We start from the raw sequence: 19,313 nt of genomic DNA on the forward strand, positions 1-19,313 counted from the left end.
TGGTCTGGTGGGCTGTGTCGGTCGGGGCTTCGTCGGTCGGGCGGGTGCCGGCGGGACGGCTGCCTGTCGGGTGGTCGCCGGCGCTGTGCCGGGTGGGCGGCACAGCGGTGCGGTGCGACGGTCCCCGGGACGGCGCGGGGGAGGCACCTGCGGTGCCTCCCCCGACGTCCTCAACCCCGCGCGGTGGTGGGGGGAGCGGTGGTCGTCTCGGGCGCGGCCGGCGCCGTCGGGGCGGCCGGAACCGCCGTGACGCTCTCGCGGCCCTTTGCGGCGATCTCGGCGCGATTCGGGTCGGCGCCGAGCGTCGTGGCGGCCTCGGCCTGGAGCTCGTCGGCCTGCTCCGCGGTGGCGGCGTCCGGGTCGGCGAGGAGGAAGAGCATGGATCGCGCCTCGACGACGACGTCCTCGCCGGCGGCGAGCACGAGGTCGGTGCCGCCGTCCTCGGCGGGCGCCGTGTCCAGGGCCACCGTCCAGGCCGCGGCGTGGTCCGGGCCGGGGAGGGTGAACTCGATGTCCTCCTCGGAGGCGTTGATGAGGATGAGGAAGGAGTCGTCGACGATCCGCTGACCGCGCTCGTCGGGCTCGGCGATGGCGTCCCCGTTGAGGAAGACCGTCATGGCGCGGGCGTACCAGGTGCCCCAGTCCTCATTCGTCATGCGCTCGCCCGAGGGGCGCAGCCACTCGATCTCGCCGAGCTCGGACTCGCCGCCGTGGCCGGCCTCGCCGGTGAAGAAGCGGCGGCGGCGCAGGACCGGGTGGTCGCGGCGCAGCCACACCATCGTGCGGGTGAACTCGAGGAGCGCCTGCTCGTCCTCGCCGAGGTCCCAGTCGATCCACGAGATCTCGTTGTCCTGGCAGTAGGCGTTGTTGTTGCCCTGCTGGGTGCGGCCGAGCTCGTCGCCGTGGCAGATCATCGGCACGCCCTGGCTGAACAGGATCGTGGAGAGGAAGTTGCGGACCTGGCGGTGGCGCAGCGCGGGGACCCCGCGGTCCTCCGTCGGGCCCTCGGCGCCGCAGTTCCACGAGCGGTTGTTGTTGTCACCGTCGTTGTTGCCCTCGCCGTTGGCCTCGTTGTGTTTTTTGTTGTACGAGACGAGGTCGTTGAGGGTGAAGCCGTCGTGCGCGGTGACGAAGTTGATCGAGGCGACGGGCGTGCGTCCGGAGTGCTGGTAGAGGTCCGAGGAGCCCGTGATGCGGGAGGCGAACTCGCCCAGCGTCGAGGGCTCGCCGCGCCAGAAGTCGCGCACCGTGTCGCGGTACTTCCCGTTCCACTCGCTCCACAGGGGAGGGAAGCCTCCGACCTGGTAGCCGCCCTCGCCGACGTCCCAGGGCTCGGCGATGAGCTTGACCTGGGAGAGCACCGGGTCCTGGTGGATGATGTCGAAGAAGGCGGAGAGCTTGTCCACCTCGGCGAACTGGCGGGCCAGGGTCGAGGCGAGGTCGAAGCGGAAGCCGTCGACGTGCATCTCGGTGACCCAGTAGCGCAGCGAGTCCATGATGAGCTGGAGGACCGCCGGGGAGCGCATGAGCAGGGAGTTGCCCGTGCCCGTCGTGTCGAAGTAGTGCTCCTCCCCGCCGTCGACGAGCCGGTAGTAGGCGGCGTTGTCGAGGCCCTTGAAGGACAGCGTCGGGCCCATGTGGTTGCCCTCGGCGGTGTGGTTGTAGACGACGTCGAGGATGACCTCGATGTCGGCCTCGTGGAGGGCCTTGACCATCGTCTTGAACTCGGCGACCTGCTGGCCGTCGGTGCCATAGGCGGCGTAGGTGTTCTGCGGCGCGAAGAAGCCGATGGTGTTGTAGCCCCAGTAGTTCGACAGCCCCTTCTCCTGGAGGTGGGTGTCGTTGACGAACTGGTGGACCGGCATGAGCTCGATGGCGGTGACGCCGAGGTCCTTGAGGTGGTCGATGACGACCGGCTGGGCGAGGCCAGCGTAGGTGCCGCGCAGGTTCTCCGGCACCTCGGGGTGGAGCCGGGTGAGGCCCTTGACGTGGGCCTCGTAGATGATCGTGTCATGGTACTCGTGGGCCGGCGGACGGTCGTGGCCCCAGTCGAAGAAGGGGGTCGTCACCACTGAGCGCATGGTGGCGCCGGCGGAGTCCTCCTCGTTGCGGACGGAGGGGTCCTCGAAGGTGTACGAGTACAGCGACTCCGAGGGGACGACCTGCCCCGAGATGGCCTTGGCGTAGGGGTCGAGGAGGAGCTTGGAGGGGTCGCAGCGGTGGCCGGCGGCCGGGTCGTAGGGGCCGTGGACGCGGAAGCCGTAGTGCTGGCCGGGGCGGACGGCGGGCAGGTAGCCGTGCCAGACGTCGGCGTCGACCTCGGTGAGGTCCACGCGCGTCTCGGTGCCGGAGGCGTCGAAGAGGCACAGCTCGACGCGCTCGGCGACGGAGGAGTAGACGGCGAAGTTGGTGCCGGTCCCGTCGAAGGTCGCGCCGAGCGGGTACGGCCGGCCGGGCCAGACCGTCTGCTCGGGGGTCGACGGCGTGGGCGACGCCGCGCTCTCGGCGGACGTCGTGGCTGAGGGCTCGGGAGTTGTCTGCATGGGGCAACCTTGCCACGAGGGCGTCCTCGGGGCCCGTCCACGTGCCCGCTCACCGCTGAGGGCGTAGGCCGCGCCGGCGGCCCGGGCGGCGGACGGCGGGCGCCGCTCCCGGCCACGGCGAACGGCGCGTGAACCGCCCGTGCACGGGGCGTGAGGCACGTCATGCCCCATCTGATTTGGCGGCCGGCGCGAGCCTCTGCTAACTTTCTGCCCGCACCGCTCAGCGGTTGCGGCACGCGGATGTGGCTCAGTTGGTAGAGCATCACCTTGCCAAGGTGAGGGTCGCGGGTTCGAGTCCCGTCATCCGCTCGGGCGATTGGCGCAGCGGGAGCGCGCTTCCCTGACACGGAAGAGGTCACTGGTTCGATCCCAGTATCGCCCACCACCCACCGAGACCCGGTTCCCAGCAGGGAGCCGGGTCTCGTTCTTCCCCGGCCACCAGGTCCTCCCATGACAACCGGACACCCGCTCATGAGAGGACAGGCGCCATGGCGCTGCTCCACCGCACCCGTAGGACGCTCACCGGGACCTTCCGAGCCGTCAGCGACGAGGAGTACGCGCGGCTCTGCGCGGGGACCCTCGTGCCGCACCGCGCCTCGGTCGAGTGGGACGACTACGCCGTCCTCCTCCCGGAGCGGGAGCTCTGGCAGGGCGCCCGCACCGCCTGGTGCGTCGACGGCGGACCGCGCGCCCTGCTCACCCTCCGCCGCTTCCACATCCACCGGATGCCCGTCCTCTGGGCGGAGGGCTCGCCGCTGTGGCCCGGCGGCGACCCGACCCCGGAGGAGGAGCGCGCGCTCGTCGAGGACCTGCGCCGCTGGGTCTCCTCTGTCGACCCGGCCCAGGCCCTCGTCCGGCTCGCCGTCCTCCACCACGAGGAGATTCCCGGCGTCGTCCCCACCTGCCAGCAGCTCTACGCGCACGACTCGACGGTCGTCATCGACCTCGACGGCGACGAGGAGGCGCTGCGCTCACGGATGAAGGGCCGCGGCCGCCGCGGCGTCAACCGCTCCCTGCGGCGCACCCGCGTCGTCGTCGAGGAGGAGACGGGCGTCGACCGCACCGCCTTCGAGGAGGTCTACGGCGTCATGCACGCCACCGCGCAGCGGCAGGGCTTCCACGAGCACGACGTCGACTACTACTGGCGCTTCCTCACTCACTTCCGCGACCGCGGCATGGCTCGCCTGTGGGTCGGCCGCGTCGACGGGCGCGCCGTCAACTGGGGGCTGGCGATCATCCGCGGCGACTTCGCGACCTGGGAGGTCGCCGCCTCCGACGACGAGGGACGCCGGCAGCACGGGCCGGACGTCACCCTGTACCGGGCCCTGCTCGACCTGCAGGCCTCCGGCGTCCGCACCTGCGACCTGGCCGCCATCGGCTCCGACGACAACCCGGCGCTCATGGGCCTCAACGAGTTCAAGACCAAGTGGGCGACCGGGGTCACCCGCGTCGGCGCCCCCATGGAGCTCGTCCTCCAGCCGGCCCGCCACCGCCTCCTCAACGCCCTCGCCGCGCGCGTGAGCGGTGAGGGCGGCATGCCCGCCGTCCTGCGGGCGGCCGAGCGGGAGCGCGCGGCGCGCGAGGCGGAGGAGCGGGCCGAGCCGGTCCTCGTCGATCCCGCGCTCGCGGTCGACCTCCGTGACGGGCGCCGCCGAGGCCGGGGCGTCGCGTGACCCGGCGCCGCCCCGGTCGGGGTGCGTCACACGACGGCGCGCGCTCCTTGGAGCGCCCGGCGCGCCGTGGCACCCTGGATCCGGCCCGCGACCGGGCCCGCCGTGCGCGACCGGCGCCCGCGACCACCGAACCGGGAGAGCACATGCCTGCCACCGTCCTGCCCGTCATCGTCTCCGGCGAGACGAGCGCCTACGCGCTCGCCCGCCTCATGCACGAGGCCACGGGGGAGCGGGTCGTCTGCGTCAGTCCGGACCCCATCGAGGCCATCGCCCGCTCGAGCTTCATCGACGTGCACCACGTCCCGCTCCACCAGGACGACGAGGCCATCATCGCCACCCTCGAGGAGCTCGCCGACGCCCACCCGGGCGCGACCCTCGTCATCATGGCGAATCACGACAACTTCGCCCGCTTCGCCGCCGCCAACGCCGAGCGGCTCGGAGACCGCTTCGTCCACCCCTTCCCGTCGCTCGAGGTGTGGGAGACCGTCCAGGACAAGGCCCGCTTCAACGAGCTCTGCCGGGAGCTCGACATCCCGACCCCGCCCGACGCCGTCGTCGACCTCGCCGACCCCGCCGAGGGCGAGTGGGAGGCGCCCGCCGTCGAGCTGCGCTTCCCTGTCGTCGCCAAGGCCATCGACGCCCTCGACTACTCGAGGGTCTCCTTCGAGGGGAAGTCCAAGGTCTTCTTCCTCGACGACCAGGCCGAGCTCGACGCCATCTGGGGGCCCATGCGGGAGGCCGGCTTCCGCGGCCGCTTCCTCGTCCAGGAGATGATCCCCGGCGACGACACCTGCGGCGTCTCGCTCACCGCCTACGTGGACTCCCACGGAACGGTCACCCTGCGCTCCGGCGCGCAGGTCCTCGTCGAGGACCACGACCCGACCGCCATCGGCAACCCCATCGCCATGCTCATCCGCGACTACCCCGAGCTCCACGCCGAGCTCGAGCGCTTCTTCGAGCGGGTCGGCTACACCGGCTTCGCCAACGTCGACGTCAAGATCGACCCCCGCGACGGCAGGCACTACTTCTTCGAGGTCAACCCGCGCATGGGCCGCAACTGCTACTACGTCGACGTGGGCGGCGTGAACCCCATGGAGCCGATGGTGGCCGACCTCGTCCACGGCGAGCGCCGCGAGCGCGTCGACGCCGTGGAGCCCGGCGTCTACAGCCTCATCCCGCGCGCCCTCATCCTGCGGTACCTGCGCCGCCCGTCCCTGGCCGGCGAGGTCCGCCGGGTCACCCGCCGGCGCCCGGTGAAGGACCCGCTCGTCAACCGCGAGGAGAAGGACCTGCGGCGCGCCGTCGTCGTCCGCCTCATGCGCCTCAACTACTTCCGCAAGCTGGGCCGCTTCTACCCGCACCCGGAGGGCCTCTACCTCTGAGAGCCCGTCGCTCCGCCCGCCGACCAGCCCAGCCGCCCAGCCAGCGCCGTCCCGCCCCGGGACCGGCCGAACCCCACGAGGAACCATGCCCAGCTCCCACGCGATCTTCCGCCCGATCACCGACGACGACTACGACGCGCTCATCGACGGCCAGCCCTACCCCCACCGCGCCGCCGTCGCCTGGGACGGCTACGCCGAGATCCTCCCCGAGCGCGAGATCTGGAACGGCACGCGCGTCGCGTACTGGCCCGCAGGCGCCGCCGCCCCCCGCGCCGTCCTCACCCTGCGCCAGTACCACATCCGCCGCATGGCCTTCCTGTGGGCCGAGGGCTCGCCCGTGTGGGTGGGCGAGGGGCCCACCGCCGGCGAGGAGCAGGCCCTCGTCGACGCGCTGCGCCGCTGGGTCGCCAAGGTCGACCCGACCCAGTCCTTCATCCGCCTCCACGTCCTCCACCACGAGGACGTCGCGGGGATCGTCCCCACCTGTCAGCAGATCTACGGCCACGACTCGACCATCGTCATCGACACGACGGGCACAGAGGAGGACCTGCGCGCACGCATGAAGAAGCGCGGGCGCCGCGACGTCAACAAGGCCGGGCGCGAGTGCCGCGCGACGATCGCCGAGGAGACGGGCATCGACCGCGAGGGCTTCGACGAGCTCATCGCGATCATGCACGAGACCGCCGACCGCCAGGGCTTCCACGACCACGACGCCGACTACTACTGGACCTTCTTCACCTACTTCCGCGACCGCGGCATGGCGCGGCTCCTCGTCGGCCGCGAGGAGGGCCGCCCCGTCAACTGGGGCCTGTTCATCGTCCGCGGCGACTTCGCCACCTACGAGGTCGCGGCCTCGAGCGAGGACGCCCGCCGCAACTACGCCCCCGACCTCACCCTCTACACCGGGCTCCTCGCCCTCCAGGCCGACGGCGTCAAGGCAGTCGACCTCGTCGCCATCGGCTCGGACTTCGCTCCCGAGCTCAACACGCTCAACAACTTCAAGACGAAGTGGACGCAGGAGATCACGAGGGTCGCGGCGCCTGTCGAGATCGTCCTCAAGCCGCGCCGGTACCGCCTCCTCAACGCTCTGGCGCACCGCCTCGGGCGCTGACGACACGCGCCCGCTCCTGCGCCCCTGGAGCGAGGGCCTCCGCCGCTGCGGCGACGGAGACCGGACGAGAATCATCCTTAGGAATGATACGGAGGCGCATCGGCGTCCATAGGCTCCGGTAGCAGCGCAGCGGCGCCCGTCGGGCGCCCCGCGACCCCGAGATCCGAGGAGACAGCGTGCCCGTGCCGACCGCCCCGACCGAGACGTCCGGAGTCCTCACCCGAGCGAGCGCCAAGGAGATGCGCATCGCCGTGGGCAACACGCCGGCGCCCGTCGAGCAGACCGAGGCCTGGGAGCGCTTCGAGGGCTCGATGGGGCGCTCGCTCTTCGGCCGCTACGTCTACGTCGCCGACGGCAAGCCGACCGCCGCGGTCGCCCTGTACCGCTACGAGGTGCACGGGCAGCCCTTCCTGTGGGCCAAGCACGGGCCCGTCTGGCTCAAGGAGCAGACCCCCGAGCGCGAGGCCGAGCTGCGCGAGCTGCTCGTCGCAGAGGTCCGACGCCGCGAGCCCCGCACCGCCTTCATCCGGCTCCACGCCCGCTTCCAGGCGCCCGGCCTCCACGAGCTCCTCTCGACGATCACCTACGACCGCACCATCGTCATCGACCTCACGCCCGGCAGCCCCGAGGCCATCAGCGACGCCATGCCCAAGGACGGACGCCGCGGCGTCCGCCGGGCCGAGCGCGTCGCCCGCGAGGCCGGCTGCACGATCGCCGAGGAGACCGGTCTCGACCGCGCCGCCTTCGACGAGGTCTACGAGGTCATGGTCGAGACCGCCCGCCGCGACGGCTTCCGCCCCCACCCGAGCGAGGTCTACTGGCGCCTCCTCACCGAGCTCGGCCCCGAGCACGCCCGGCTCTTCGTGCTGCGCAAGGACGGCGCGCCCCACGCCTGGGACCTCGTCACCGTCGTCGGTCGCCACGCCGTCGCCTACTACGGCGCCTCCTCGAACGAGTCGCGCGGCTTCCGCGCCGCCGAGGCCCTCGACTGGTTCGTCGCCTGCGCCCTGGCCGAGGAGGGCAAGGTCGGACTCGACCTCATGGGCGCCGAGTCCTCCCGGGTCCCCTACCTCTACAGCGTCGGCCGCTACAAGAAGCGCTTCGCCAAGCACGCCACGGAGGTCGACGGCGCCTGGGACCTCCCGGTGCGCCCCGCCCTCTACACGGGCATGGTCGCCGCGAAGCGGACCCGGGCCGCCCTGCGGCAGGAGGTCGCGCCGCGCGCCCGTGCCGGGGCCTCCGCGGCCACGGGGGCCCTCCGCGGCGCCGCGGGAGCCGTCGGGCGACGCCTCCGCGGCTGAGCGCCGCGGGTGACGGCGCCGCGGGCGGTGGAGCGGACCACCGGGGTGTGCCCGGCGCCTCCGAGACCGCACCCGGGCGGCCCCGGGGCCCGGCGGTAGAGTGGCGCGCGAAGAAGCGGGTGCACCAGTGCAGCGCCCCACCCCCACCACGCAGGAGAATCCCGTGCCATCTCAGCCCAGCACCGACATCACCCTCGACGGCGCCCCGCGCAGCATCGAGGAGGGCACCACCGGCACCGCGCTCTTCGAGGCGGACCGGGACGTCGTCGCCATGAAGGTCGACGGCGAGCCCTGGGACCTCGCCCGCGAGGTGCCCGCCGGCGCCGTCGTCGAGCCCATCACGCTGGCCAGCGAGGACGGCCTCAACATCCTGCGCCACAGCGCCACCCACGTCATGGCCCAGGCCGTCCAGGAGATCTTCCCCGACGTCAACCTCGGCATCGGCCCCTTCATCACCGACGGCTTCTACTACGACTTCGGCAACATCGACGCCGTCACGCCCGAGCTCCTCAAGGACATCGAGAAGCGCATGAAGCGCATCGTCAAGGAGGGGCAGTCCTTCGTCCGCCGCGACATCTCCGAGGAGGAGGGACAGACCGAGCTCGCCGACCAGCCCTACAAGCTCGAGCTCATCACCACCAAGGGCAAGGGCGCCGAGACCTCCGCCTCCGTCGAGGTCGGCGAGTCCGGCCTCACCATCTACGACAACGTCCGACGCAACGGCGAGGTCGCCTGGAAGGACCTGTGCCGCGGCCCCCACCTGCCCTCCACCAGGCTCATCGGCAACGGCTTCGCCCTCACCAAGTCCTCCTCCGCGTACTGGAAGGGCGACCAGTCGGGCGACTCGCTCCAGCGCATCTACGGCACCGCCTGGGCCTCCAAGGACGACCTCAAGGCCTACCAGAACCGCATGGCCGAGGCCGCCCGCCGCGACCACCGCAAGCTCGGCGCCGAGCTCGACCTCTTCTCCTTCCCGGAGGAGATCGGCCCCGGCCTCGTCGTCTTCCACCCCAAGGGCGGCATCCTGCGCCACGAGATCGAGCAGTACGTCATCAAGCGCCACGAGGAGGCCGGCTTCGACTTCGTCCACACGCCGGAGATCTCCAAGGGCAACCTCTTCCACACCTCGGGCCACCTGCCCTACTACGCGGACACGATGTTCCCGCCCATGAACGTGGACGAGGAGACCGACGCCGAGGGCAACGTCACCAGGGCCGGCCAGGAGTACTACCTCAAGGCCATGAACTGCCCCATGCACAACCTCATCTTCCGCGCCCGCGGCCGCTCCTACCGCGAGCTGCCCCTGCGCTTCTTCGAGATGGGCCACGACTACCGCTACGAGAAGTCCGGCGTCGTCCACGGCCTGACCCGCATGCGCGGCTTCACCCAGGACGACTCCCACACCTACTGCACCCGCGAGCAGGCCCCCGAGGAGATCCGCAAGCAGATCGAGTTCTTCATCTCGATCCTCCAGGCCTTCGGTCTCAACGACTTCTACCTCGAGCTGTCCACCCGCGACACCGACGGCGCCCACAAGGACAAGTTCATCGGCTCCGACGAGGACTGGGAGGTCGCCACCCGCACCCTGGAGGAGGTCTGCACCTCCACCGGCCTCGACCTCGTCCCCGACCCGGGCGGCGCCGCCTTCTACGGCCCCAAGGTCTCCGTCCAGGCCCGCGACGCCATCGGCCGCACCTGGCAGATGTCGACCATCCAGTACGACTTCAACCAGCCCGAGCGCTTCGACCTCGAGTACACCGCGGCCGACGGCACCCACCAGCGCCCGATCATGCTGCACTCCGCCAAACTCGGGAGCGTCGAGCGCTTCATCGGCGTCCTCACCGAGCACTACGCCGGAGCCTTCCCGGCCTGGCTCGCCCCCGTCCAGGTGCGCCTCGTCCCGGTCGCCGAGGCCTTCGACGAGTACGTCACGCAGGTGGCCGAGAGGCTTCGCGCGCGCGGCGTCCGCGTCGAGACCGACCTCTCCGACGACCGCTTCGGCAAGAAGATCCGCAACGCCTCCAAGGAGAAGGTGCCCTTCACCCTCATCGCCGGCGGCGACGACGTCGACGCGGGGGCCGTCTCCTTCCGCTTCCGCGACGGCTCCCAGGTCAACCAGGTGCCCGTCGACGAGGCGATCGAGCACATCACCCGCGTCATCGCCGAGCGCGTCAACGACCCGGCGGGGGAGAAGCCGGTCCGTGACTGACAGGTCTGACAGCACGGGCAGCGCCACCGGCGCCCGGCCCCGCGACCTCGAGCACGTCCAGGGCGCCGTCCTGGACGGGCCCGACGGCCCCGTCACGGTCGAGGCCCCCTTCCAGCACGCCGACGCGCCCGACCCCTTCGAACGCCTGTGGACGCCGCACCGCATGGTCTACGTCGGCGGGCAGGACAAGCCCAAGGACTCCTCGTCCTCGCAGTGCCCCTTCTGCGCGGCTCCCGACCGCGAGGACGAGGACGCACTCATCGTCCACCGCGGCGAGCACGCCTACGTGCTCATGAACCTCTACCCGTACAACACGGGCCACCTGCTCGTGTGCCCCTACCGCCACGTGTCCGACTGGACCGAGGCGAGCGAGGGCGAGCGGGTCGAGATCGGGCGGCTCACCGCCCGCGCCATGGAGGTCGTCCGCGCCGTCTGCCACCCGCACGGCTTCAACCTGGGCATGAACCAGGGAGAGGTCGCCGGAGCCGGCATCGCCGCCCACCTCCACCAGCACGTCGTGCCCCGCTGGACGGGGGACGCCAACTTCATGCCCATCATCGGACGGACCAAGCCGGTGCCCCAGCTCCTCGGCGACCAGCGCGACGTGCTGGCCGCGGCCTGGGACTCCGCGCCCACGGGCCTGGAGGCCGACGAGCGCTGACGCCGGTCCCGTGCCCCGGCACGGCGAACCGGCGCCCGGCGCCGACGGAACCCCGAAGCCCCGCCGGGCGGTCCGCCGCCCGGCACCCCTGGTCCACCGGTCCCCGAACCCCGATCCTGAGGAAGAGATGCTCGGACAGCACGGCCGCGGCCTCACCAAGGCCCTGTTCACCAAGCCCGCCCTGGCCATGGCCAAGGTCGGCATCACCCCCAACATGCTCACCGTCGGCGGGACCGTCGCCTCCGTCGCCGTCGCCGTCCTCACCCTCCCGCAGGGCCGCTTCGTCCTCGGGCCGGTCCTCATGGTGCTCGTCCTCATCGGCGACTCCTTCGACGGGATCCTCGCCCGCGCCACCGGACGCACGAGCCAGTTCGGGGCCTTCCTCGACTCGACGATGGACCGGCTCGCCGACGGAACCGTCTTCGGCTCCCTCACCGTCTGGGCGGCCCTCCACATGGTCCCCGGGTGCCTGCGCACCTGGACCGTCGCCCTGGCCGCCTGCAGCGTCGTCCTCGCCGCCGCCGTCCCCTACGCCCGCGCCCGCGCCGAGTCCGTCGGCGCCACCGCCTCCGTCGGCATCGCCGAGCGCACCGACCGCCTCGTCGTCGGCCTCGCCGCGACCTTCCTCGTCGGCCTCGGCGCGCCCACCTGGTTCCTCACCGCGGGCCTCGCCATCGTGGCCGCCGCCTCCCTCATCACCGTCATCCAGCGCGTCCTCACGGTCCGCACCCAGGTCCTGGCCCGCGAGGCCGCCGAGCGCGCCCGGGGCGAGCAGTGAGGCGGCCCGGCGTCGACGACGTCTACCGCTTCGCGTGGCGCAACGTCCGCCGCCTGCCCGCACCGGTCGGCTACGGGCTCTTCCACCTCGCCGGCGACGCCGCCTGGGCGGTCCAGCGCGTCACCCGCTCGAGCACCGGCGTCGGCCAGCTGCGCCGCAACCTCGCCCACCTCCTGCCGGAGGGCACGAGCGAGCGCACGCTCTCCTTCACGACGCGCGCCGGCATGCGCTCGTACATGCGCTACTTCTACGAGGCCTTCGCCCTGCCGGGGCTCAGCCGGGACCAGCTCATGGCCCGCGTGCGCCCCGACGTCGACCCCGCCGTCTGGGAGGCCGTCGCGAAGGGCTCGATCGTCATCGCCCTGCCGCACATGGGCAACTGGGACCTCGTCGGCGCCTGGGGGAGCGAGAGGCTCGCGCAGGTCCTCACCGTCGCCGAGCGCCTCGAGCCGGAGGACCTCTTCGAGCAGTTCGTCGAGTTCCGCGAGGGCCTCGGCATGCGCATCATCGGCCAGGCCAAGGGGGAGAAGGTCTTCGAGCGCCTCGTCGCCGCCGCCCGCGAGGACCGCTACGTCATCCCGCTCCTCGCCGACCGTGACCTGTCCTCCTCCGGCATCGAGGCTCCCCTCGGTGGGGCGCCCGCGCACGTCGCCGCCGGTCCGGCCGCGCTGGCCGAGCGCCTCGGCGTCCCCCTCTTCACCGCCTCGGTCGCCTACGAGCGCCTCACCGGCGAGCGCCGACGCGCCGCCGGAGGCCCCTGGGGCGTCGTCCTCACCATCCGCCCGGTCCCCGCGCCCGAGGGCCTCACGGGACGGGGGAAGGTCGCCGCGTGGACGCGCGCATGGGTGGCCGACCTCGGCCCGCGCATCGCGGAGCACGCCCAGGACTGGCACATGCTCCAGCCCGTCTTCGACGCCGACCTCGACCAGGAGCGCCTCGCCCGCCGCCGCGCCCGCGAGGCCGCCGAGGAGGACGCCCCGGCAGCCGCCGTCACCACCGCCGCAGGGGAGGGACGCGCATGAGGATCGGCATCGTCTGCCCCTACTCCCTCGACGCCCACGGCGGCGTCCAGGTCCACGTCCTCGAGCTCGCCGCCGAGCTGCGCGGCCGTGGCCACGACGTCCAGGTCCTCGCGCCCGCCTCCAGCGTCGAGGGCTACCCGGAGTGGGTGACCAGCGCCGGCGACTCCGTCGCCATCCCGTACAACGGCTCCATCGCGCGCCTCAACTTCGGTGCGGCCGTCGCCCGCCGCGCCCGCCGGTGGCTCGAGGCCCACGACTTCGACCTCGTCCACATCCACGAGCCGATCACCCCGAGCGTCGGCCTCCTCGTCCTCCAGGCTGCGGACTGCCCGCTCGTCGGGACCTTCCACTCGGCGATGGAACGCTCGCTCGCCCGCGAGCTCCTCTCGCCCGCCACCGGCCAGTGGGTCGAGCGCCTCACCGCGCGCATCGCCGTCTCTGAGGAGGCGCGCCGGACCCTCATCCAGTACCACGGCGGCGACGCCGTCGTCATCCCCAACGGAGTCAACGTCGCCCCCTTCCGGGCCGCGCGCAGCGACGACCCGCGCTTCGCCGGCACCCCCGAGGCGCCCACCATCTCCTTCCTCGGCCGCGTCGACGAGCCCCGCAAGGGCCTCCAGGTCCTCGCCGAGGCCGTCCCGGCCGTCCTCGAGGCACTGCCCGGCGCCCGCTTCCTCATCGCGGGCCGCGGCGAGGCCGGCGAGCAGCGCCGCGAGCTCGCCCGCTTCGGCGACCGCGTCGCCTTCCTCGGCGGCGTCTCCGACGAGGACAAGGCGGCGCTCCTGGCCTCCTCGAGCGTCTACGTCGCCCCGCAGACCGGCGGCGAGTCCTTCGGCATCGTCCTCGTTGAGGCCATGGCCGCCGGCACCCACGTCGTCGCCAGCGACCTCACCGCCTTCTCCGACGTCCTCGGCGGCGGCCGCTACGGAGCCCTCTTCCACAACGAGGACGGCGCCGACCTCGCCCGGGCGATCATCGAGACCCTCACCGACCACGAGGCAGCGGAGACCCGCCGCGCCGCGGCCACCGCCGTCGTCGGCCAGTACGACTGGTCGACCGTCACCGACCGGGTCCTCGACGTCTACGACATGGCCCTGTCCATCGCGCACACCCGCGTCAACGTGGCCCCCGGCGGCCTCACGATGATGGGGCGGCTGCGCAGCGTCCGCGAGGAGGGCTCATGACCACCGCGACCGCAGCGGCCTCCCTGACCGCCCTCGCCGCCCCCACCGTGACGGACCTCGCGCCCGCCCGGGCGCTGCCCGCGGTCGTGGCGGCGCAGGACGAGCTGCGATCCGGACCCTTCACCGGGCCCTGGGCCTGGACCACTATCGTCGCGCTCGTCGTCGTCCTCGTCGTCGCCCTCGGCTGGATCCTCTACGCCCGCGCCGTGCGCGTCGACCGCCTGCACCGCCAGGTCCTCGGAGCGCGCGCCACCCTCGAGGCCGAGCTCACCCACCGCGCCCAGGCCGCCGCCGAGCTCGCGGCCTCCGGAGCCCTCGATCCCGCCAGCGCCCTGCTCCTGTCCCGGGCGGCGCACGACGCCCTCGAGGCCGAGGGCCCCGTCGTCGACGACTGCCTCGACCCAGACGAGCGCGGGGGAGCGCACCCCGCCCGGCCCCGCGCCCTCATCGAGTCCGACCTCACCCGCGTCATCCGCGCCGTCGCCCACGAGGGCGCCCGCGCCGAGCTGGCCGAGGGCCCCGTCGGCGCCGACTGCCTCGCCCGCCTCGACCGCGCCTCCTACCGGCTCGGCCTGGCGCGCCGCTTCCACAACATCCACGTCGCCGAGGCGCGGCGCCTCCGGGCCCGCCCGGGCGTGCGGCTCCTCCACCTCGCCGGCAGCGCGCCGCTGCCCGCGACCTTCGACATTGACGACGACGCCACCGCCCCCGTGACCGGGAAGGACGACGACGCATGAGCAACCCCAGCGGCCCCTCGACGGGCACAGGAGGGTGGGCCCCCAGGCCCGGGTACCAGCGCGGAGGCCTCGCCCCGGCCGGAGCCCCGTCGACGGGCGCACCCGCGGCCTCCCCGGCACCCGGCTGGGCCGCCCCGCTGACCCGCCACCGCCGTCGCGGAGACGTCGCCAAGTACGTCATCGCCGTCGTCGGCGGCCTCGGCCTGCTCATCATGCTCGGCCTCACAGCCATGAACGCGGGCGGCTCGAGCCACGTGCTCCTGCCGATCGCCCTCGCGGTCATCCCGCTCGTCATCGTGCTCGCGGCCGTCTTCTGGATCGACCGCTGGGAGCCCGAGCCCTTCGGCGTGCTCCTGGCCGCCTTCCTGTGGGGCGCCGGCGTCGCGACCCTCATCTCGCTCGTCGTCAACACGACGGCCTCCGTGCTCGTCGCCTCCTCGACCGGCGACCCCTCGGGCGGCGAGCTTGTCTCCGCGGTCGTCTCCGCGCCCTTCATCGAGGAGTCCACCAAGGGCCTCGGCGTCCTCATCATCTACCTCATCTGGCGGCGCACCTTCAACGGGCCCGTCGACGGCATCGTCTACGCCGCCGTCGTCGCCGGCGGCTTCGCCTTCGCCGAGAACGTCCTCTACTTCGTTCAGTACTCCGACTCCCTCATGCAGACCTTCCTCATGAGGGCCGTGTTCTCGCCCTTCGCGCACGTCACCTTCACCGCGTGCACAGGCCTGGCCATCGGGGCGAGCTCGCGCATGCGCTCCCGGCTCGCCTGGCTGTGGATGACCCCCATCGGGCTCGTCGCCGCGATGATCCTCCACGCCTTCTGGAACGGCGTCATCTCGGTTGCCCCCGGGCTCTACCTCCTCGTCGAGGTCCCCTTCTTCCTCGCCTGCGTCGCGCTCGTCATCTGGCTGCGTTGGAGCGAGCGGATGACGATGCGCCAGCGGCTCATGGACTACGCCCGGGCCGGCTGGTTCGACCCCGCCGAGATCACCATGCTCACCACCGGCTCCGGACGCTCGGCCGCCCGCCGCTGGGCCAGGGGGCGCGGCCCCGTCGCCGCCGGCGCGATGAAGGAGTTCCAGACCGCGACGGCGGCCCTGGCCCAGCTGCGCCAGCAGGGCCTCGACGGACACGCCGAGGCCGACTACGCGAGCACCGAGAACGAGCTGCTCAGCACCATCGCGACCTCCCGGCGCACCTTCCTCGGGCGCTGAGGTCCCGCTGGCCGACCCGGCCGCGGGCGTGCCGGGACCACTGGCGTAGAGTCGATCGGGACGGGTCGCCGTACAACGGCGGGGGACACCCGCGGCGGGACCCGGCGGAGGATGAGCATGACCGAGCAGACCACCACGACCGGCACGACCACGGGCACCACGACCGTCAAACGCGGCATGGCGGACATGCTCAAGGGCGGCGTCATCATGGACGTCGTCACTCCCGAGCAGGCGAGGATCGCCGAGGACGCGGGCGCCGTCGCCGTCATGGCGCTCGAGCGCGTGCCCGCCGACATCCGCGCGCAGGGCGGCGTGGCCCGCATGAGCGACCCCGACCTCATCGAGGGCATCATCGACGCGGTCTCGATCCCCGTCATGGCCAAGGCCCGCATCGGCCACTTCGTCGAGGCGCAGGTCCTCCAGTCCCTCGGGGTCGACTACATCGACGAGTCGGAGGTCCTCACCCCGGCCGACTACTCGCACCACATCGACAAGCACGCCTTCACCGTGCCCTTCGTCTGCGGCGCGACCAACCTCGGCGAGGCGCTGCGCCGGATCACCGAGGGCGCCGCCATGATCCGCTCCAAGGGCGAGGCGGGCACCGGCGACGTCTCCAACGCCGTCACCCACATGCGCACCATCCGCGACGAGATCCGTCGCCTGGGCTCGCTGCCCGCCGACGAGCTCTACCTCGCGGCCAAGGAGCTGGGCGCGCCCTACGCCCTCGTCGAGGAGGTCGCCCGCACCGGCGCCCTCCCCGTCGTGCTCTTCACCGCTGGCGGCATCGCCACGCCCGCCGACGCCGCCATGATGATGCAGATGGGCGCCGAGGGCGTCTTCGTCGGCTCCGGGATCTTCAAGTCCGGGGACCCGGCAAAGAGGGCCGCCGCGATCGTCCGCGCGACCGCGCAGTTCGACGACCCGGCCGTCATCGCTGAGGTCTCGCGCGGCCTCGGCGAGGCGATGGTCGGCATCAACGTCGACGACCTCCCCGTCTCGCACCGCCTGGCGGAGCGCGGCTGGTGACCGGCTCCCGAGAGACCGGCACCGGGCGCGTCGGCGTCCAGCGGCACCCCCGCTCGCTCTTCCCCGTTACCGCCGACGGCGCGGGACCCCTCGTGGGCGTCCTCGCCCTCCAGGGCGACGTACGCGAGCACTCCCGCAGCCTCGCGGCCGTCGGCGCGCGCCCCGTCGCGGTGCGCTCCGCGCGCGACCTCGCCGCCCTCGACGGGCTCGTCGTGCCGGGCGGCGAGTCCACGGTCATGGGGAAGCTGCTGCGCTCCTTCGGGATGCTCGAGCCCCTGAGGGGCCTCGTCGCCGACGGCCTGCCGGTCTACGGGTCCTGCGCCGGGATGATCCTGCTCGCCGAGCGCATCGAGAACCCGGCGCCCGGTCAGGAGGGTCTCGGCGGCCTCGACGTCACCGTGCGGCGCAACGCCTTCGGCCGACAGGTCGACTCCTACGAGGAGGACCTCCTCGTCCCCGCCCTCGGTGCGGACGCCTCCGCACCGCTCCACGCCGTCTTCATCCGCGCCCCGTGGATCGAGGAGGTCGGCGACGGCGTCGAGGTCCTGGCGCGCACCCGCGCAGGCCGCGCGGGGGGCCTGACCGACGGACGGCCCGTCGCCGTGCGTCAGGGGTCGGTCCTGGCGACCTCCTTCCACCCCGAGGTCGCGGACGACCACCGCGTGCACTCGCTGTTCCTCTCCATGGTCAGGGAGGCGCGGTGAGCGAGGGCCCCGGCGGCCTCGATCACCGAGTCGCCACGACCCCGGACGGGCGCGACCCCGAGCGCGTCCCGGAGAACTGGCGCGAGCTCCTCGACCCCGTCGAGTGGAGCCTCAATGCCGAGGGGCTGCCGGCCCGCCGCGCCGCCCGCGTCATCGCCCTGCGCCACGATCCCGAGCCGGCGATCCTGCTCGTCACCGGCCACGACTTCGGCGACGCCGACCACTGGTGGGCCTTCACCCCGGGCGGCGGGATCCTGCCGGGGGAGTCGTCGCTCGACGCCGCGGTCCGGGAGATGCGCGAGGAGACCGGCGTCGTCCTGGAGCCCGACGAGCTCGCCGGCCCCGTCGTGAGGCGGTCGAGCCGCTTCGTCTTCAACCTCGTCACCGCCAGGCAGGACGAGGAGATGTTCCTGGCGGTCCTCGACGCCGGTCGTACGGCTGCCAGCGAGGGCGCCGACGGCGAGATGGACCGCTCCGGGTGGACGGACCTCGAGCAGGAGGTCCTCGACTCCCTGCGCTGGTGGCCGCTGGGCGCGCTCGACGCCGCCGTCGCCGAGGGCACGGCCGTCTACCCGCAGGCGCTCCCCGTCCTGGCCCGCGAGCTCCTCGGCGGGTGGGACGGCGTCGTCCGGGAGATCCTCGAGGAGGACTGAGCCCGCGCCCCGTGACCGCGGGCCTGTCCGCGCCCGCGAAGGCCTTGTGCGCGAGATCCTCGCCACGTCGCGGCCCCTGGGCGGGCCCGTTCCTGGGGGAGCGGCGTGCCCCGGCGCTAGGATGGCGACGGATCCTTGCGGGCCGTCACCGCTCCCTCACCCGGGGCCTGGTGCGGCGCCGCGGCCCTCACCTGACTTCGACACCCAGGAGGACACATGTCGGGACACTCCAAGTGGGCGACCACCAAGCACAAGAAGGCCGCGATCGACGCCAAGCGCGGCAAGCTCTTCGCGCGCCTCATCAAGAACATCGAGGTCGCCGCCCGCACCGGCGGCGGTGACCCCGCCGGCAACCCGACCCTCTTCGACGCCATCCAGAAGGCCAAGAAGAACTCCGTCCCCGCCGACAACATCACCCGCGCCGTCAAGCGCGGCAGCGGCGAGGAGGCCGGCGGCGCCGACTGGCAGACCATCATGTACGAGGGCTACGGCCCCGCTGGCGTCGCCTTCCTCGTCGAGTGCCTCACCGACAACCGCAACCGCGCCGCCTCCGACGTGCGCGTCGCCTTCACCCGCACGGGCGGCAACCTCGCCGACCCGGGCTCCGTCGCCTACAACTTCGAGCGCAAGGGCGTCGTCGAGGTCGCCAAGGCCGACGGCATCGACGAGGACACCATCCTCATGGCCGTCCTCGACGCCGGCGCCGAGGAGGTCGTCGAGGGCGCCGAGTCCTTCGAGATCATCTCCGAGCCCACCGACCTCATCGCCGTGCGCAACGCCGTCACCGAGAACGGCATGGAGTACGACTCGGCCGAGTCCCAGTTCGTCGCCGGCACCAAGGTCGAGGTCGACCTCGAGGGCGCCCGCAAGGTCATGCGCCTCATCGACGCGCTCGAGGACCTCGACGACGTCCAGAACGTCTACACCTCCGTCGACATCTCCGCCGAGGTCGCGGCGGAGCTCGACGAGGACGAGGACTGAGCCCCACGGGCTCCCGCGGTCCCGCCGCCCGCCATCGCGGGTGACGGGGCCGTTCCCGTACCCGGGCGCCGGGCCGCACGCGACCCGACCGGGCCGTGCCCGGCCACCCCGGCACCCGACCAACCCGACGAGCA

At 72.8% G+C, this 19,313-nt stretch carries 16 protein-coding genes and 2 tRNA genes; 17 read left to right on the plus strand and 1 reads right to left on the minus strand.

Translation table 11 applies throughout. The annotated features are described in order from the left end of the window. Positions 1-170: 170 nt before the first annotated feature. A complete protein-coding gene (gene glgX, locus AXF14_RS10075; protein ID WP_084355506.1) occupies positions 171-2,543 on the minus strand; it encodes a glycogen debranching protein GlgX in 2,373 nt (790 codons plus the stop codon). 236 nt (positions 2,544-2,779) lie between these two features. Here glgX and AXF14_RS10080 point away from each other — a divergent pair. From AXF14_RS10080 to AXF14_RS10160, 17 genes are all read left to right on the plus strand, one after another. Beyond that, positions 2,780-2,852: transfer RNA gene (locus AXF14_RS10080), tRNA-Gly, on the plus strand. A 1-nt stretch (position 2,853) separates the two neighbouring features. Beyond that, a tRNA-Val gene (locus AXF14_RS10085) sits at positions 2,854-2,928 on the plus strand. A 103-nt stretch (positions 2,929-3,031) separates the two neighbouring features. Continuing rightward, a complete protein-coding gene (locus AXF14_RS10090) occupies positions 3,032-4,216 on the plus strand; it encodes a lipid II:glycine glycyltransferase FemX (protein ID WP_067942955.1) in 1,185 nt (394 codons plus the stop codon). 143 nt (positions 4,217-4,359) lie between these two features. Continuing rightward, on the plus strand, positions 4,360-5,598 hold the full coding sequence (locus tag AXF14_RS10095) for a carboxylate--amine ligase (RefSeq protein WP_067942956.1): 1,239 nt from the start codon (positions 4,360-4,362) through the stop codon (positions 5,596-5,598). Between the two features lie 85 nt (positions 5,599-5,683). Next, positions 5,684-6,709, plus strand: a complete 1,026-nt coding sequence (locus AXF14_RS10100; RefSeq protein WP_067942958.1) for a lipid II:glycine glycyltransferase FemX — start codon at positions 5,684-5,686, stop codon at positions 6,707-6,709. Positions 6,710-6,885: 176 nt separating this feature from the next. Continuing rightward, on the plus strand, positions 6,886-8,010 hold the full coding sequence (locus AXF14_RS10105; RefSeq protein ID WP_236755526.1) for a lipid II:glycine glycyltransferase FemX: 1,125 nt from the start codon (positions 6,886-6,888) through the stop codon (positions 8,008-8,010). A 163-nt stretch (positions 8,011-8,173) separates the two neighbouring features. Beyond that, positions 8,174-10,219 (plus strand): threonine--tRNA ligase, encoded by a 2,046-nt coding sequence (thrS, locus tag AXF14_RS10110; RefSeq protein WP_067942959.1) that lies wholly within the window; start codon positions 8,174-8,176, stop codon positions 10,217-10,219. 70 nt (positions 10,220-10,289) lie between these two features. After that, complete coding sequence (locus AXF14_RS10115; RefSeq protein ID WP_211260174.1) at positions 10,290-10,880, plus strand: HIT family protein; 591 nt, start codon at positions 10,290-10,292, stop codon at positions 10,878-10,880. 127 nt (positions 10,881-11,007) lie between these two features. After that, positions 11,008-11,658, plus strand: coding sequence for a phosphatidylinositol phosphate synthase (gene pgsA / locus AXF14_RS10120; protein ID WP_067942962.1), 651 nt, complete (start codon positions 11,008-11,010; stop codon positions 11,656-11,658). Next, complete coding sequence (locus tag AXF14_RS10125; RefSeq protein ID WP_067942965.1) at positions 11,655-12,680, plus strand: phosphatidylinositol mannoside acyltransferase; 1,026 nt, start codon at positions 11,655-11,657, stop codon at positions 12,678-12,680. The genes pgsA and AXF14_RS10125 overlap by 4 nt, the downstream gene beginning before the upstream one ends. After that, positions 12,677-13,864, plus strand: coding sequence for a glycosyltransferase family 4 protein (locus AXF14_RS10130; RefSeq protein WP_067942966.1), 1,188 nt, complete (start codon positions 12,677-12,679; stop codon positions 13,862-13,864). The genes AXF14_RS10125 and AXF14_RS10130 overlap by 4 nt, the downstream gene beginning before the upstream one ends. Continuing rightward, positions 13,861-14,601, plus strand: coding sequence for a hypothetical protein (locus AXF14_RS10135; protein WP_236755528.1), 741 nt, complete (start codon positions 13,861-13,863; stop codon positions 14,599-14,601). Before AXF14_RS10130 ends, AXF14_RS10135 begins: the two co-directional genes overlap by 4 nt. Then, positions 14,598-15,815, plus strand: coding sequence for a PrsW family intramembrane metalloprotease (locus AXF14_RS10140; RefSeq protein ID WP_084355507.1), 1,218 nt, complete (start codon positions 14,598-14,600; stop codon positions 15,813-15,815). Before AXF14_RS10135 ends, AXF14_RS10140 begins: the two co-directional genes overlap by 4 nt. Positions 15,816-15,932: 117 nt before the next feature. Further along, complete coding sequence (gene pdxS / locus AXF14_RS10145) at positions 15,933-16,841, plus strand: pyridoxal 5'-phosphate synthase lyase subunit PdxS (protein ID WP_067942969.1); 909 nt, start codon at positions 15,933-15,935, stop codon at positions 16,839-16,841. 92 nt (positions 16,842-16,933) lie between these two features. After that, on the plus strand, positions 16,934-17,545 hold the full coding sequence (gene pdxT / locus AXF14_RS10150) for a pyridoxal 5'-phosphate synthase glutaminase subunit PdxT (RefSeq protein WP_067944323.1): 612 nt from the start codon (positions 16,934-16,936) through the stop codon (positions 17,543-17,545). Next, positions 17,542-18,198, plus strand: a complete 657-nt coding sequence (locus AXF14_RS10155) for an NUDIX hydrolase (RefSeq protein WP_067942970.1) — start codon at positions 17,542-17,544, stop codon at positions 18,196-18,198. Before pdxT ends, AXF14_RS10155 begins: the two co-directional genes overlap by 4 nt. Positions 18,199-18,414: 216 nt before the next feature. Further along, positions 18,415-19,179, plus strand: a complete 765-nt coding sequence (locus AXF14_RS10160; protein ID WP_067942972.1) for a YebC/PmpR family DNA-binding transcriptional regulator — start codon at positions 18,415-18,417, stop codon at positions 19,177-19,179. The last annotated feature ends 134 nt before the right edge of the window (positions 19,180-19,313 follow it).

The sequence above is a fragment of the Actinomyces radicidentis genome (assembly GCF_001553565.1).
Lineage (GTDB): Bacteria > Actinomycetota > Actinomycetes > Actinomycetales > Actinomycetaceae > Actinomyces > Actinomyces radicidentis.